Raw genomic sequence first — 15,734 nt, 5'->3', positions numbered from 1 at the left:
GTCAGTTCTCCTGCCAGACAGCGATGCGCCAGCGGGCGATCCAGCCGAACAGCAGGCCGGTCACCAGGCCCGCCAGGGTGAGCACGAGCAGCAGGATCCAGCCGCGGCCCAGGCCCATCGCCGGGCCGTCCGGGGCGGGGGAGGCGGCGGTCAGGTCGACCGTCAGCTCCAGCGGCAGGCCGGGGTCGGCCGCGACGCCGGGCTGCGGGGCCAGCGAGTTGGAGACCACCAGGCAGACGGTGGTCTCCGGCTTGCCGCTCGGCGAGGCGGAGGCGGTCGCGGTGGCGTAGCCCTTGGAGGCGTCGGCGGACCAGCGCAGGCCGGTGGAGACGACGTCGGTGCGGCTGCTGCCGGCGTCGGTGCCGCGGACCAGCTCCTGGCCGGTGGCGCTGGTGGCCTGCAGCAGGACGCCGTAGTCGCGGGCCACCGCGCGGTCCAGGGAGACGCTGACCGAGGCGCGCAGCTCCTGGCCGGCCTTGACCGGGACGCGGTAGACGCGGTGCTCGGAGAACTTCTCGCGGTCGCTGTAGACGCCGGGGGCGAGGACCGGCGCGGACTCGCACTTGTCGGTGCCGGCGGTCTTGACCGGGGTGACCGTGTAGGTGTCGTTGGAGCGGTCGACCAGCTGTTTCACCTTCTCGGTGAGCTGCTCCTGGGTGCGCACGTCGGTGTAGGTGCCGCCGGTGGCGTTGGCGATGCAGAGCAGCTGCTGGCGGGTCTTGTCGTCGTGCGCCAGGCCCAGGGTGTCGACCACCAGGTGGATGCCCTGGGAGGCCAGCTCGCGGGCCACGTCGCACGGGTCCGGCGGGGCGCAGGAGTCCTCGCCGTCGGTGATCAGCACCACCCGGCGGGTGGTCTCGCCCTTGCCGAGGTCCTGGGCGGCGCCGCGCAGGGCCAGGCCGATCGGGGTCCAGCCGGTCGGGCGCAGGGTCGCGACGGCGGTCTTGGCCTCGGTCTTGTCGGTCTTCCCGACCGGGAAGAGCTGCTTGGTGTCCAGGCAGCCCTGGACCTTGTCGTCGCCGGGGTAGTTGGCGCCCAGCGTGCGGATGCCGAACTCGGTCTCCGCCGGCAGGGCGTCGATGACGTCGTTCAGGGATTGCTGGGCCACCGCGATGCGGCTCTTTCCCTGGATGTCGGTGGCCCGCATGGAGCCGCTGACGTCCAGGACGAGGTCGACCCGGGGGGCTTCCTTGCCGGCAGCGCCGGCTGATGGTTCGTCGGCATGGGCGGGCAGGCCGCTGAGCAGCGCCCCGCCCGTTATCGCCAGGGCGGCCAGCAGGCTGCCGAGCCTGGCCTTCGGTCGTCGTCCGGTAATCACCCGCCGATCCTAGGGATCATCAGTTCCCCGTGGCCAACGTGCGATGGTGCGCGGGCGGGCGGGCCCCGGCGCGAACTCGCGGGCGCTGGTGGGCGATCGGTGCGGGGGTGCTCCGGGGTGCGCCGGTCGCGCGGCCCGGTGGCGGCCCCGGTGGTGGCGGAGGGCCGGGCAATACCGGACACACCGGGTGAAAAGTCGATTGATATGGATTTTGCTCGTTAGGGTGACGAACGGGGCGAGGGCGCCGTCGCACCGGCGCCCGCCCCGGTCGGTACGTCCGCTTCAGGGGAAGGACCCGCACGTGAGCAACCTCTTCGCGATCGCCTATCCGGATCTGGCCACCGCCCAGGCGGTGCGCAACGAGGCGGTCGGGCTGCAGAAGCAGATGCTGATCGAGCTGGAGGACGCGGTCGTCGTCGAGCGCCGCGAGGACGGGAAGATCAAGCTGCACCAGCAGGTCAGCACCACCGGGGCGGGCGCCGCCTCGGGCGCCCTGTGGGGCGGGGTGATCGGCCTGCTGTTCTTCATGCCGTTCGTCGGCGCGGCGGTCGGCGGCGCGGCCGGGGCCGCGGTCGGCGCCACCACCGACATCGGGGTGGACGACGACTTCATGCGCCAGGTCGGCGAGCACCTGCGGCCGGGCACCGCCGCGGTGTTCCTGCTGGTCCGCACGGCCACCGCGGACAAGGTCGTCCCGGCGCTGGCCCGCCACGGCGGCCAGATCATCCAGACCTCGCTCTCCGCCGAGGCCGAGGCCGACCTCAAGGCGACCATCGAGGCCGCCCGGGCGCACACCGCCCCGGCCTCCGCCTGACCCTCTCCTCCGTCCGGCCCGCGGATCCCGCCGGAACAGCCGCTCACGCCGGGGCGGACGGGCCCGCCGCCCGTCCGCCCCGGTCGTCACTCCGGCGGTGCCCCCGCGGCCCCGACCTCCTGGACGGTCCGTGGCGACACCCTCCGCCGTGACGAGAACCGCCGGCCGGCCGCGCCGGAGCGTGCCGACCCGGCGCAACACCGAGCTCGCGCTCGTCCTCGCCGCCGTGCTGATCGCCGTGCTCGGCTACGCCGCGGTGGGCCTGACCATCGACGCCGAGGTGCCCGCCGACGCGGGCCAGTACGGCGCCGCGCTCGGCGTGCTGGCGCTGCTGGCGCACGGCACGGTCCGCTGGAAGGCGCCGTACGCGGACCCGCTGCCGTTACCGATCGCGCTGCTGCTGAACGGCGTCGGCCTGGTCGCCATCTACCGGCTGGACCGGGTCACCCCGGGCAACGCGGCGCCCACCCAGCTGCTCTGGTCCAGCCTCGGGGTGGGCCTGTTCGTCCTGGTGCTGCTCCTGCTGCGGGACCACAAGCGGCTGCAGCGGTACGCCTACGTCGGGGCGCTGGCGGCCCTCGTCCTGCTGGTGCTGCCGATCTTCTTCCCGCCGGTGTACGGCTCGCGGATCTGGATCACCGTCGGGCCGCTCTCCCTCCAGCCGGGGGAGTTCGCCAAGGTCCTGCTGGCGGTGTTCTTCGCCGCCTACCTGGCCGTGCACCGGGACGCGCTGGCGCTCACCGGGCGCCGGGTGCGGCCCAGCCGCGGCGGGCGCCTGCGGCTGCCGCCCGGACGGGTGCTGGCGCCGGTCCTGGTGATCTGGGCGGCCTTCGTCGGGGTGCTGGTGCTGGAGACCGACCTCGGCACCTCGCTGCTGTTCTTCGGCCTCTTCGTGGTGATGCTGTACGTGGCCACCGCGCGGACCGGCTGGATCGCGATCGGGCTGTTCCTGGCCGCGGTGGCCGCGGTCGGGGTGGGATGGCTCTCGCCGCACGTGCACAGCCGGGTCGAGGACTGGCTGGACCCGCTCGGCTCGATCACCGAGGGGCACGGGGCCAACCAGATCGCCCAGTCGCTGTTCGCCTTCGCCTGGGGCGGTGAGCTGGGCACCGGGCTGGGCAACGGGCACTCGGCGCTGATCGGCTTCGCCGCCAAGTCCGACTTCATCCTCGCCACCCTCGGCGAGGAGCTCGGGCTGACCGGCCTGTTCGCGGTGTTCCTGCTCTACGCGCTGCTGGTCTCGCGCGGGTTCCGGACCGGGATCGCGCTGCGCGACCCGTTCGGGCGGCTGCTGGCGATCGGGCTGGCGGCGCTCGTCGGCCTCCAGGTGTTCGTGGTCGCGGGCGGGGTGCTGGCCCTCATCCCGCTGACCGGGATGACCCTGCCGTTCGTCGCCCAGGGAGGCTCCTCGGTGGTGACCAACTGGATCATCGTCGCGCTGCTGATCCGGATGAGCGATGCCGCCCGGCGGCCGGCCCCGGGGGAGCGGCGGTGAGCCGGCGGCGCGGGGGCGGGCGGCCGGGCGACGGGCCGCAGGGGCTGCCGGGGATCTCCGTCACCGGGCGCCGGGCCGGCACCTTCTGCCTGCTGCTGATCGTGGCGCTGTGCGCCCAGGCCACCCGGGTGCAGGTGTTCCGGGCCGACGAGCTCAACCGCAACAGCGCCAACCAGCGGCCGGTCATCGAGCGCTACTCGCAGCCGCGCGGCAGCATCCGGGTGGGCGGCGACAGCGTCACCGGCTCGCGGGCCACCGGTGGGCGGTTCGACTTCAAGCGCACCTACACCGACGGGCCGCTGTTCGCCGCGGTCACCGGCTACGCCTCGCAGACCTACGGCAACAGCCAGCTGGAGGGCACCGAGGACGCGCTGCTCTCCGGCACCGACCCCCGGCTGTCGGGCTGGGCGGTGTGGGACGCGGTCGCCCGGCGGCGCAACCCCGGCGGGGACGTCCACACCACCATCGACCGGGCCGCCCAGGAGGCGGCGGTGCGCGGCCTCGGCGGCCGGCAGGGCGCGGTCGCGGCCATCGAGCCGGCCACCGGGCGGATCCTGGCGCTGGCCTCCACCCCCTCCTACGACCCCGGGAGCTTCGCCGGCACCTCCGCCGGCGACCAGGAGGCCTGGAACCGGCTGCGGACCGACCCCGGCCAGCCGCTGCTCAACCGGGCGCTGCGCCAGACCTACCCGCCCGGCTCCACCTTCAAGGTGGTCACCGCGGCGGCGGCGCTGGAGAGCGGGGTGGTCACCGACGTCGAGGCGCCGACCGGCGCGCCGTACCCCTACCTGCTGCCGGGCACCGGCACTCCGCTGGTCAACGACACCCGGGCCTGCGACGAGCCCGGCCAGTCGCTGGACACCGCGATGACGCTCAGCTGCAACAGCGTGCTCGGCTACCTCGGGGTGCAGGTCGGCCTGGAGCGGATGGTCGCGACGGCGGAGGCGTTCGGCTTCAACGACTCCCGGCTGGACACCCCGGTGCGGGTGGCCCGCTCCGTCTTCGACACCCGGATGGACGAGGCGCAGCTGGCGCTCTCCTCGATCGGCCAGTTCGACACCGCGGCCACCCCGCTGGTGATGGCCATGGTCGCCGCGGGGGTGGCCAACAACGGCACGGTGATGCGTCCACAGCTTGTGGACAGGCTGACCCGGAGCGACGGCACCGCGGTGCAGCTGATGCGGCCCGCCGTCCACCGGCAGGCGGTCAGCCCCGGCACCGCCGGGCAGGTGCGGCGGCTGATGACCAACGCGGTGGAGAACGGCACCGGGCGCGCCGCCCGGATCCCGGGCGCGGTGGTCGGCGGCAAGACCGGCACCGCCCAGCACGGGGTGGACAACAGCGGGACGCCGTACGCCTGGTTCATCGCCTGGGCCGCCCCGGCCGGCTCGGACGCGGTGCCGCCGGTGGCGGTCGCCGTGGTGATCGCGGACAGCGACGCCACCGAGGTGACGGGCGGCGGGCCGGCGGCCCCGGTGGCCCGTGCGGTGATGCAGGCGGTACTCGCCGGTTGAGCCCCTTACCAGCCCCGCTGACCTGCCGCTCTAGCCGCTCGGTGACCGATCCGCCGTCTGCGAAGTGTCCGGTTTGTACCGGCCCGTGCGACGGTTCGTACAAGGCGCGCGGCGGGACTGTTCGTTTGCGACACTGGTGCTTTCGCGGGGTACTGTCCCATCTTTGTTCGGTTGGTCCCCCGATGACACCCTTCGGCGCGTCGAGTGACCGGCCGCTAGGAACCCTCCCCCGCCTAGAAAGACCCCGTTTTGGCCAGCAACACGCTCGGCGCTCGCCTCACCCGGCGCAAGCCCGTCACCACCCTGATCGCCGAGAGCGAGGGCCGCGAGGGCCTGCCCGCCGGTGCGCCCGAGGAGGGCGGACGTTCCGGCATCCACCTGCGCCGTTCGATCGGCCTGTGGCAGCTGTCCGCGATCGGCATCGGCGCCACCATCGGCACCGGCATCTTCTTCGTGCTGAACAGCGCCGTGCCGTCGGCCGGCCCGGCGGTCATCCTGTCCTTCGTGATCGCCGCGGTCACCGCCGGCCTCACCGCGCTCTGCTACGCCGAGATGGCCTCCGCGATCCCGGTCTCCGGGTCCTCCTACTCCTACGCCTACGCCACCCTCGGCGAGGGCGTCGCCTTCGCCGTCGGCATCTGCCTGCTGATGGAGTACGGCGTCTCGGCCTCCGCCATCGCGGTCAGCTGGGCCGAGTACCTCAACAAGTTCTTCGACCTGGCCTTCGGCTTCCAGCTCCCCGAGGTGCTCACCGGCGCGCCCGACGAAACCCATTGGTTCAACCTGCCGGCGCTGCTGCTGGTCGCCATGGTCTGCTTCCTGCTGATCCGCGGCGTCAGCGAGTCGGTCAAGGTCAACACGGCCATGGTGGCCATCAAGATCCTGATCCTGCTGCTCTTCATCGGCGTCGCGCTGACCGGCTTCCACTCCGGCAACCTGACCCCGTTCATGCCGCTGGGCATCGGCGGAGTCCAGGTCGCCGCCTCCAGCATCTTCTTCTCCTTCATCGGCCTGGACGCCGTGTCCACCGCCGGTGAGGAGGTCAAGAACCCCCGGCGCACCCTGCCGATGGCGATCATCATCTCGCTGATCGTGGTCACCCTGCTGTACATCCTGGTGGCCCTCGCGGGCATCGGCGCCCAGCCGTGGCAGAAGTTCGAGGGCCAGGAGGCCGGGCTCGCCCAGATCCTCCAGGACATCACCGGGCAGAGCTGGCCGGCCATGCTCTTCGCGGTCGGCGCGATCGTCTCGATCTTCTCGATCACCCTGGTGGTCATCTACGGCCAGACCCGCATCCTGTACTCGATGGGCCGCGACGGCATGCTGCCCAAGCGCTTCGCGGAGCTCTCGCCGCGCTCCGGCACCCCGGTCTGGAACACCATCGTGGTCGGCCTCGGGGTCGGCGCGCTGGCCGCCTTCGTCCCGCTGCGGGTGCTGGCCGACATCACCAGCCTGGGCACCCTGATCGCCTTCTCGGTCGTGGCGATCGGCGTGATCGTGCTGCGCCGCACCCAGCCCGACCTGCCGCGCGGCTTCAAGGTGCCGGGTTACCCGGTCGTCCCGCTGATCAGCGTCGGCTTCTGCGTCTACCTGATCACCGGTCTGCACAAGGACACCTTCGTGGCGGGCGCGATCGCCCTGGTGCTCGCGGTGGTGGTCTACTTCGGCTACAGCGTCAAGAACTCCAGGCTGGAGCGGGCGGACCAGGAGGCCGAGTCCGGCAGCAGGGTCGGCTGAGCCGGCGGTGCGCCGCCGACGGGGCCGCCCAAGGGACTCGCACCCCCCGGCGGCCCCGTCCGTGTCGGCGGACACTCCCGCCGTCGACATGGCGACAGCGCACCGCCCCCGGCCCTAACCTTCCACCATGGTGAGCACCCGCACGCCCGGCCACTCCCGCCCGCGCGGCCGCTTCACCGGCCGGGGCGCGACCCCGACGACGCCCGCCCCGGCCGTTCCCCCGGACGCTCCGTCCGCCGGACCCGGCCGGCTGCGCGGCCGCCCGGCCCGTCGGCCGTTCCCCCACCAGCGTGGCGGGAGCGGCCCGCCGCTCCCGGCCGGCCGGCCGAACCGGGGCGGCCTCGTCGCGCACCGCGGCGTCCAGCTGCTCGGCTGTCTGGCCGCCGCCGGCTGGGCGGCCGGCTTCCCGCTCGTCTCCGACCTGCCCAACCAGCGGCTCTGGGGCACCCTCGCGGCCCCCGCCTACCTGCTCGCCGGTCTGTTCTGCGTGGTCCTGCCGCGCCGCCTCGCCGCCCGGGCGGGGGCGGCGGCCGCGCTGCTGGGCGCCGTGCTGGTGCCGCTGGTGGTCCTGGTGCTGCAGGGCCGCCACCAGTCCGAGGTGATGGTGGTCGAGCGCTCGGCGCACCTGCTGTTCACCACCGGCAGCCCGTACCTGCCGGACCCGGTGGTGGTCACCGACTACAACCCGTACCTGCCGGCGATGTCGCTGTTCGGAGTGCCGCACACCCTCCTCGGCGAGGGCAGCGCCCTCGCCCGGCTGGCCGGGGACGCCCGGATCTGGTTCGCGCTGGCCTTCGTGGCCTGCCTGCTGGCGAGCTGGCGGCTGCTGCGGCCCAGCCGGGACCGCGCGCCGCTGCTGCCGCTGGCCGTGCTCACCGCCTCGCCGCTGGTCGCGCTGGCGCTGGTCGGCGGCGGGGTGGACCTGCCGCTGATCGGGCTGTGCTGCCTGGCCATGGCGCTGGCCGAACGGGACCGGACCATCGCCGCCGGGCTGGTGCTGGCCCTGGCCGGAACCCTGAAGTGGACGGTCTGGCCGGCGCTGCCGGTGGCCGTGCTGCTGCTCTGGCGGCTCTACGGCCGACGGCCGGCCGCCCGGGCCGGGCTGACCGCGCTCGGCGCGGCGTCCGCCGTCATGGTGCCGTACGCCCTGGCGCGGGCCGAGGAACTGCGCGATCAGGTGGTGCGCTTCCCGCTCGGACTGGCCGCGATCCAGACGCCGGCCGGCAGCCCGCTGCCCGGCAAGGTGCTGGCCGGGTTCGGGCCCACCGGGCACACCGCCTCGCTGGTGCTGCTGACGGTCGGCGGGCTCGGGGTGGCGGTCTGGCTGCTCGCCTCGCCGCCGGTCTCCGCGATCGGCGCCGCGGACCTGCTGGCCGCCGGTCTCGCGATCGCCTTCACGCTGGCCCCGGCCGGCCGGTTCGGCTATCTGGCGCTGCCGGCCGTGCTGGTGATCTGGCCCCGGCTGGCCGCCCGGCGGTGGAGCGCCCGCCCGCCGGTCCCGGCGGCCTGCCTGCTGGCGAACGCCGAGCCCGCCCTGCCGGCGGCGCGGTAGGGCGGGCCCGGCGGGGGCGTCAGCGGTTGCCGGCGGTCTTGATGAGCGAGGCGACGGCGGGACCGGCGGCGTCCACGCCGTGGCCGCCGCCCTCGACCTCGGCGGCGACCGCGAGGTTGCCCCGGTAGGCGGTGAACCAGCTGTTGGTGGTGGCGATGCCGGTGGCCTCGGCGGAGCCGGTCTTGGCGCCCGCGTTGTCGGAGATCCCGGCCATCACGTCCTTGGCGGTGCCGCCGGTGGCGGTGGCGGCCATCATGGCCTTCAGCTTCGCGTCGACGTCCGGGGTCATGTCGCGGGCGGCCTTCTGCTGCGGCAGTTCGGCGACCAGGATCGGCTGCTTGAAGGTGCCGCTCTGCACGGTGGCCGTGATCGAGGCGATGGCCAGCGGGTTCATCTGGACCTTGCCCTGGCCGATCGACTGCATGGCCTGCTCGTCCTTGTTGGTGCCGGCGTCCGGCACCACCGCGTCGAAGCTGGGCAGGCCGGTCTGCCAGTTCAGGCCGATGCCGTAGACGTCCTTGGCGGTGGTGGTCAGCGCGCCCGGCTTGAGGCTGGTCAGACCCTGGTCGATGAACGCGGTGTTGCAGGAGATCATGAAGTCCTGCTGGAGCGTGTTGTTCGGGTACGCGTCCGGGAAGGAGTTCGGGATCTTCTTCGGGTTGCTGCTCAGGGTCGGGCAGGGCACCGGGGTGTCCGGGTTGACGCCGGCCTCCAGCAGGGCGGTGGAGGTGAGGATCTTCAGCGTGGAGCCCGGGGCGAGCTGGCCCTGGAAGGCCCGGTTCAGGCCGGTGACCGGCGCGTTGGCGAAGGCCAGGACCTGGCCGGTGCTCGGCTCGATGGCGACGATCGAGCCCTTCTTGCCGCCCAGGTCGGTCATCGCCTTCTCGGCGGCGGCCTGCAGGTTGGCGTCGATGGTCAGCTTGAACGGCTTCGGGGGCTTCGGGTCGACGATGGTGAACAGCCGGTCCGGGACGCTGTTCTGGTCGGCCGGGTTGGTGATCACCACGCCGGTGCCGTTGTCGTTCTGGTCCTTGTTCTGGTCCGCGAGCAGCTTGGCGACCTTGGCCTGCAGGGTGGGGATCAGCGGGGTGATCGAGGGGCTGTTCAGCGCCTTGTTGTTGCGGTCCACCACGTTGCCCGCCAGCGGGGGCAGCGGCTGGACGGAGATCGTCTCGCCCGCGGCCAGGTGCGGGTGGATCACCGTCGGGGCCCAGTGCACGGCCGGGGTGTCGTCGCTCATCTTCACGACGCCGAGGAAGCCGTTGTAGTCCCAGACCCGGTTGGTGCCCTCGAACTCGGCGCGGGCCTTGAAGCCCATCAGCACCCCGGTCGGCGCGGCGGACGCCGAGGGGGAGGCCGAGTCGGCGGCGCCCGGGGCCGCCGCGGTGGTGGCGGGGGTCGTGCCGGGGCTCTTGGCGGGGGAGGGGGTGCCGGTCGCCGAGGCGAAGGCCGCCGGGGTGGCCGGGCCGGACGGTGCCAGGGTGAGCCCGCTCGGCTTCACCTGGTCCCGGAACGCGTTCAGCGCGGTGGTCGCGGCCGCCGGGTCGTCGGTCAGCGAGGCCGCCTTGGCGATGTCGCCGGCGGCCCACGCGTCCAGGAAGTCCTTGGCCCCGGCCGCGGCCTGCTCGGCGGACGGGGGTTCGGCGACCACGGTGCGCTGCTTCTTGGCGGGCTCCCCGCCCTTGTCGTCCGAACCGCCGACGAGGCTGTACGCCCCGTAGCCGCCGGCGGCGAGCATGGCGACGGCCACGCCGGTGATGATGCCGGTCTTCGCGCCATTGCGCATGGTGATGTTCCCCCAAGGGTCAGGCGATCGGCCGCAGCCGGGAGGTGGCCGGATGCGCGTTCGGAGCCCAGCCTAGGCAGCCGGACTCCGGGCACCGGCGAAGGGACCGGGTCTTGTGACGGTTCTGGTACGTCCCGCACACCACACCGGTACGCTTCGCCGTTCGGGTGACTTCCGGCCGGCCGCGGTCAGATCCAGGTGTTGAACCACATCCGGCGGCGCCAGTCCTCCATCGGGATCGTCTCGCCCGTGTACAGGGGATGGAAGAAGAGGAAGTTCCACATGATCAGCAGGACGACCAGTCCGCCTGCCGCGGCGCCGATGATCCGCCGGTCCCGGGAGGCCCCGGGCGGCCCGATCAGCGCGCCCACCAGCATGGTCACGGCGAGCACCAGGAACGGCACGAAGCAGACCGCGTAGAAGAGGAAGATCGTCCGCTGCTGGTAGGCGAACCAGGGCAGGTAGCCGGCGGCCAGGCCGCAGAGCACCGCGCCGGCCCGCCAGTCGCGCCGGGCCGCCCACCGCCACAGGCAGTAGACCAGGGCGATCACCCCGGTCCACCAGAGCAGCGGGGTGCCGATGCCCAGCACCTCGCGGGCGCACTCGTTCACCGTGCAGCCGGCCGCCCCCTGCTTCGGGGACTCGTAGAAGAAGGACACCGGCCGGCCCAGCACCAGCCAGCTCCACGGGTTCGACTGGTAGGTGTGCGGGTCGCTCAGGTGGGTGTGGAAGTCGTAGACCGTCGAGTGGTAGTGCCAGAGCGCGCGCAGGCCCTCCGGGATCCACGGGTAGTCGGTGGAGCGGCCGACCGCCCAGTCACGGCCGTAGCCGCCCTGGTTCGGCACGGTGCTGCTGGCGAACCAGCCCCACCAGGAGGTGATGTAGACGACCGCCGAGACCGCCACGATCGAGACGAAGGCGGGCACCGCGTCGCGGACCAGCGTCCACAGGTAGGGGCGCTCGGCGCCGGCCAGCCGGCGCGAGCCCGCGTCCCACAGCACCGTCAGCAGGCCGAAGGCGGCCGCCACGTACAGGCCGCTCCACTTGGTCGCGCAGGTGAGGCCGACGCAGACGCCGGCCGCGATCCGGTACGGGCGCCAGCCCAGGTTCATCCGGCGGGCGAACTCCGGGTCCGGGACGCCGCCGCGTGCTTCGAGGCGGGCGGCGATCCGGGCCCGGGTGTGGTCGCGGTCCAGCAGCAGGCAGCCGAAGGCGGCGAGGATCCAGAACATCACCACCAGGTCCAGCAGCGCGGAGCGGCTCATCACGAAGTGCAGGCCGTCCACCGAGAGCAGCAGGCCCGCCACGCAGCCCAGCAGGGTCGAGCGGAACAGCCGGCGGGCGATCCGGGCCACCATCAGCACCGAGAGGGTGCCGAGCAGGGCCACCGCGAACCGCCAGCCGAAGGGGTTCATCCCGAACAGCTCGATGCCGGCGCCGATGATCCACTTGCCGACCGGCGGGTGCACCACGTACGAGGGGTTCGGCCGGTACGGGACCGCGCCGCCCGCCATGATCTGCTCGTTGGCGCCCTCCGGCCAGCTGATCTCGTAGCCGCCGTGCCAGAGCGCGTAGGCGTCCTTGGCGTAGTACGTCTCGTCGAAGATGATCGCGTTCGGCGAGCCGAGGCCGTCGAACCGCAGCAGGCCGGCGAACAGCGCCACCGCGAGCGGGCCGAGCCAGCCGGACCAGCGGACCAGCCAGGACCACAGCGGCTCCGGCAGGGACAGGCCCAGGCGCAGCAGCAGCGGGGAGGGCGGCACCCGCTTCGGGGTGACGCCCGGACCGTCCGGCATCGGCGGGACCAGGCGCTCGGCCAGGGGCGCGGCCGGCGGCGGCGCGTAGCCGAAGCGGCCCAGGCCGCGCAGCCAGGCGGGGCGCCGCGGCGGGGGTATGGAGCCGTCGCCGGCGGGCCCGCCGGGCCCGCCGTCGTCGGTGCCGCCGTCGGCCGGGTCGCGGGGCCCGGGGAGCCCGGGTGACGGCTGGTCCGTCAGGACCGGCACGCCGACGTCACCCCGTGGGGTGTGGTCTGTACCAGTGGGCGTCTGCGCCGCCGTGTCGCCGTTCATCCGCCACATCGTAGGGGCGCATCGTGAGCCTGCGGAGGCCCCCACCGAAGCTGCCCGAATCGTCACCAAAAGCGCCCGGCGGCCGGTTGCTGGAAGGATGGGGTCCGTGACAGGAGTACTCGTACTGGCAGGCACCCCCATCGGCGACGTCTCGGACGCCCCGCCCCGGCTGCTCACCGAACTGGCCACCGCGGACGTGATCGCCGCGGAGGACACCCGGCGGCTGCGCCGGCTCACCCAGGCGCTCGGGGTGACCCCGGCCGGGCGGGTGGTCTCCTACTTCGAGGGCAACGAGGTCGGGCGCACCCCCGAGCTCGTCGAGGCGCTGCTCGGCGGCGCGCGGGTGCTGCTGGTGACCGACGCCGGGATGCCGTCCGTCTCCGACCCCGGCTACCGGCTGGTGGCCGCCGCGGTCGCCGCCGACGTCAAGGTGACCGCGGTGCCCGGGCCGTCCGCGGTGCTCACCGCGCTGGCGCTGTCCGGCCTGCCGGTCGACCGGTTCACCTTCGAGGGCTTCCTGCCGCGCAAGAGCGGCGACCGGGCCCGGCAGCTGGCCTCGGTCGCCGCCGAGCCGCGCACCATGGTCTTCTTCGAGGCGCCGCACCGGATCGCCGAGGCGCTCGCCGCGATGGCCGGGGCGTTCGGTCCCGAGCGGCCCGCCGCCGTCTGCCGGGAGCTGACCAAGACCTACGAGGAGGTCCGGCGCGGGCCGATCGGCGAACTGGCGGCCTGGGCGGCCGAGGGTGTCAAGGGCGAGATCACCGTGGTCGTGGCGGGCGCGCCGCCGGCCGCGCCGCAGGAGCTGACCCCGGCCGAGCTGGCCCGGCTGGTGGCCGTCCGGGAGGAGGCCGGCGAGGGCCGCAAGGAGGCGATCGCGGCGGTCGCGTCCGAACTGTCGGTGCCCAAGCGGGAGGTCTTCGACGCGGTCGTGGCGGCCAAGAAGGCGGCCGCGGGCGGCTGAGGCGGGGCCGCCGGAAAGGGGCTTGAGGTGGCCGCGACAAGCCGCTGAGCTGCGGGTACGTACAGTTCGTCGGCGATGTGCCGCACGGCGCGAGGGCGCGTACCGTGGAGAGAAGGCCCCGGGTAAACACCCGTCGAGCTGAAGCTTCGGTCGAGGTTCTCGGACAGGACCCACCCTTTCGTATAGGGATTCCCAACCCGCCTCCAAGTCTTCACAAGACGGGCATCGCCCGGGGCGGTGCGGGCATTTCCTGGGATGGAAAGACCCAGCCGGGCGAGCGCCCGGCGGGCGCTGGGAGACGGCTATGAGCGAGACGATCGGTAGCCCCCGCGGTGGCAACGCCCTGAGCGACCCCGGCCCGAGCGGCACCGGCCCGGCCGGCCGGACGCACACTCCCGTCGAGACCGTCCGGGAGGCCTACTCCTTCGCGTGCCTGAGCTGCGGGTACGGCTGGGAGCAGGCGTACGACATCGAGCACCACGTGGCCCGCGACGGGCACGTCGTCTTCGAGTACCACGCCAACGGAGTCCGGGTGCCGTCGCCGCTGCTCAAGCCGACCTGCCCGGGCTGCGGCGGCCACACCGTGCGGATCATGCGGGAGGGCCGGGTGTCCGTCGCCGACCAGCCCTGGCAGCACGCCCCCGGGTACCCGTCGCACGCCGAGCCGGCCGGGGCCCCGGCGATGGCCGGGCCGGTGCGGACCGCCCCGTCGGGCGGGCGCTGGGCGAGGTTCTGGGCGCGGATCCGGGGCTGAGAGCCCGGTGACGGCGACGGGTCGGCGGCCCGGGCGGCCCCCGGGCCGCCGACCCGCGCCGTCCGGCGGGGTGCGCGGGCCCGACTAAGCTTCGGACCATGGCCGCCACTGCAGAGCACAGCACCACCGGGGGCACCGTCCCCGCGTACTACGTCACCACCCCGATCTACTACGTCAACGACCGCCCCCACCTCGGCCACGCGTACACCACCGTGGCGGGCGACGTGCTGACCCGCTGGCACCGCCAGCGCGGCGAGAAGGTGTGGTACCTGACCGGCACCGACGAGCACGGTCAGAAGATCCTGCGCACCGCCGAGGCCAACGGCGTCACCCCGCAGGAGTGGTGCGACAAGCTGGTCGAGGAGGCCTGGAAGCCGCTCTGGCAGCACCTGGAGATCGCCAACGACGACTTCGTCCGCACCACCCAGGAGCGGCACACCGCCCGGGTGCAGGAGTTCGTCCAGGACCTCTACGAAAAGGGCGAGATCTACAAGGGCGGCTACTCCGGCCCGTACTGCGTCGGCTGCGAGGAGTACAAGCTCCCCGCCGAGCTGCTCGACGGCGCCACCGAGGGCGAGAAGCTCTGCCCGATCCACAAGAAGCCGGTCGAGTGGCTGGAGGAGGAGAACTACTTCTTCCGGCTCTCCGCGTACGGCCCGAAGCTGCTGGAGTTCTACGCCGACAACCCCGGCTTCATCGCCCCCGAGTCGGCCCGCAACGAGGTGCTGCGCTTCGTCGAGCAGGGCCTGCAGGACCTCTCCATCTCCCGCTCCACCTTCGACTGGGGCGTCCCGCTGCCCTGGGACGAGAAGCACGTCCTGTACGTGTGGGTGGACGCGCTGCAGAACTACATCACCGCGGCCGGCTACGGCGCCGACCCGGAGCGGTTCGCCGAGCTGTGGCCGGCGTCGGTGCACCTGGTCGGCAAGGACATCCTGCGCTTCCACGCGGTGATCTGGCCGGCGATGCTGATGGCCGCGGGCCTGCCGCTGCCGAAGCGGGTCGTCGCCAACGGCTGGCTGATGGTCGGCGGCGAGAAGATGTCCAAGTCCAACCTGACCGGCATCGCGCCCACCGACCTGACCTCGCACTTCGGCGTGGACGCGTACCGCTACTACTTCCTGCGGGCGATCCCGTTCGGCACCGACGGCTCGTTCTCCTGGGAGGACTTCACCGCCCGGTACACCTCCGAGCTGGCCAACGACTTCGGCAACCTCGCCTCCCGGGTGGCGGCCATGGTCGGCAAGTACTTCGACGGCGTGCTGCCGGCCGCGGCGGCGCCCGGCGAGGCCGAGCGGGCCGTCGTGGAGGGCCTCGCGGCGGCGGTCGCGGCCGCCGACCGGAAGATCGGCGAGGAGCTGGACTTCGCGGGCGGGCTCGCGGCGGTCTTCGACTTCGTCAAGCAGGTCAACGGCTACCTCACCGAGCAGGAGCCGTGGAAGGTCGCCAAGGACGACTCGGCCGAGGGCCGCGCCCGGCTGGCCACCATCCTCTACACCGCGGCCGAGTCGCTGCGGGCCACCGCCGTGCTGCTCAACCCGGTGATGCCGGGCACCGCCGAGAAGCTCTGGGTCTCGCTCGGCGCCGAGGCGGGCCTGGGCGCGCTCGCCGCGCAGACCGTCGCCGAGGCCGCGCAGTGGGGCCGGCTGCCCGCCGGTGCCACCGTCACCAAGGGCGAGATCCTGTTCCCGCGCCTCGAGGAGAAGCCGGCCTCCTGAGGCCGCGGACCGACGA

General features: G+C 73.5%; 11 protein-coding genes. 8 read left to right on the top strand and 3 right to left on the bottom strand.

Annotation, left to right across the window (positions count from 1 at the left end):
- Position 1: 1 nt before the first annotated feature.
- Complete coding sequence (locus tag ABT093_RS00235; RefSeq protein WP_350557989.1) at positions 2–1,318, bottom strand: VWA domain-containing protein; 1,317 nt, start codon at positions 1,316–1,318, stop codon at positions 2–4.
- A gap of 301 nt (positions 1,319–1,619) precedes the next feature.
- On the opposite strand from ABT093_RS00235, the gene ABT093_RS00230 reads away from it, so the two are divergent.
- The 5 genes from ABT093_RS00230 to ABT093_RS00210 all read left to right on the top strand — a co-directional run bounded on the left by ABT093_RS00230 (position 1,620) and on the right by ABT093_RS00210 (position 8,430).
- A complete protein-coding gene (locus ABT093_RS00230) occupies positions 1,620–2,132 on the top strand; it encodes a DUF1269 domain-containing protein (RefSeq protein ID WP_350557986.1) in 513 nt (170 codons plus the stop codon).
- A 148-nt stretch (positions 2,133–2,280) separates the two neighbouring features.
- A complete protein-coding gene (locus ABT093_RS00225) occupies positions 2,281–3,627 on the top strand; it encodes an FtsW/RodA/SpoVE family cell cycle protein (RefSeq protein ID WP_350557983.1) in 1,347 nt (448 codons plus the stop codon).
- A gap of 53 nt (positions 3,628–3,680) precedes the next feature.
- A complete protein-coding gene (locus ABT093_RS00220; RefSeq protein WP_350559162.1) occupies positions 3,681–5,141 on the top strand; it encodes a penicillin-binding transpeptidase domain-containing protein in 1,461 nt (486 codons plus the stop codon).
- Between the two features lie 249 nt (positions 5,142–5,390).
- Entirely contained in the window at positions 5,391–6,878 is a 1,488-nt protein-coding gene (locus ABT093_RS00215) for an amino acid permease (RefSeq protein WP_350557980.1), read from the top strand.
- 127 nt (positions 6,879–7,005) lie between these two features.
- On the top strand, positions 7,006–8,430 hold the full coding sequence (locus ABT093_RS00210) for a glycosyltransferase 87 family protein (RefSeq protein WP_350557977.1): 1,425 nt from the start codon (positions 7,006–7,008) through the stop codon (positions 8,428–8,430).
- 19 nt (positions 8,431–8,449) lie between these two features.
- On the opposite strand, the gene ABT093_RS00205 is transcribed toward ABT093_RS00210, so the two are convergent.
- Together ABT093_RS00205 and ABT093_RS00200 are read right to left on the bottom strand one after the other, a co-directional pair.
- Positions 8,450–10,216, bottom strand: a complete 1,767-nt coding sequence (locus tag ABT093_RS00205) for a penicillin-binding transpeptidase domain-containing protein (protein ID WP_350557974.1) — start codon at positions 10,214–10,216, stop codon at positions 8,450–8,452.
- Positions 10,217–10,404: 188 nt separating this feature from the next.
- The gene (locus ABT093_RS00200) at positions 10,405–12,285 is read right to left on the bottom strand and encodes a dolichyl-phosphate-mannose--protein mannosyltransferase (RefSeq protein WP_350557971.1); all 1,881 of its coding nucleotides are present in this window, start codon (positions 12,283–12,285) and stop codon (positions 10,405–10,407) included.
- Positions 12,286–12,391: 106 nt separating this feature from the next.
- Here ABT093_RS00200 and rsmI point away from each other — a divergent pair, with 106 nt between their 5' ends.
- The 3 genes from rsmI (at position 12,392) to metG (ending at position 15,718) form a co-directional block, all read left to right on the top strand.
- Positions 12,392–13,246: a 16S rRNA (cytidine(1402)-2'-O)-methyltransferase gene (rsmI, locus tag ABT093_RS00195; RefSeq protein WP_350557968.1), complete on the top strand. Its 855-nt coding sequence runs from the start codon at positions 12,392–12,394 to the stop codon at positions 13,244–13,246.
- Between the two features lie 304 nt (positions 13,247–13,550).
- Entirely contained in the window at positions 13,551–14,000 is a 450-nt protein-coding gene (locus tag ABT093_RS00190; RefSeq protein ID WP_350557965.1) for a hypothetical protein, read from the top strand.
- Positions 14,001–14,098: 98 nt separating this feature from the next.
- On the top strand, positions 14,099–15,718 hold the full coding sequence (metG, locus tag ABT093_RS00185; protein WP_350557962.1) for a methionine--tRNA ligase: 1,620 nt from the start codon (positions 14,099–14,101) through the stop codon (positions 15,716–15,718).
- The last annotated feature ends 16 nt before the right edge of the window (positions 15,719–15,734 follow it).

It is taken from the genome of Kitasatospora sp. NPDC002551 (genome assembly GCF_040296005.1).
Classification (GTDB): Bacteria; Actinomycetota; Actinomycetes; order Streptomycetales; family Streptomycetaceae; genus Kitasatospora.
Note: the sequence above shows the minus strand (reverse complement) of the source record. Positions and strands in the feature narration are given on the sequence as shown.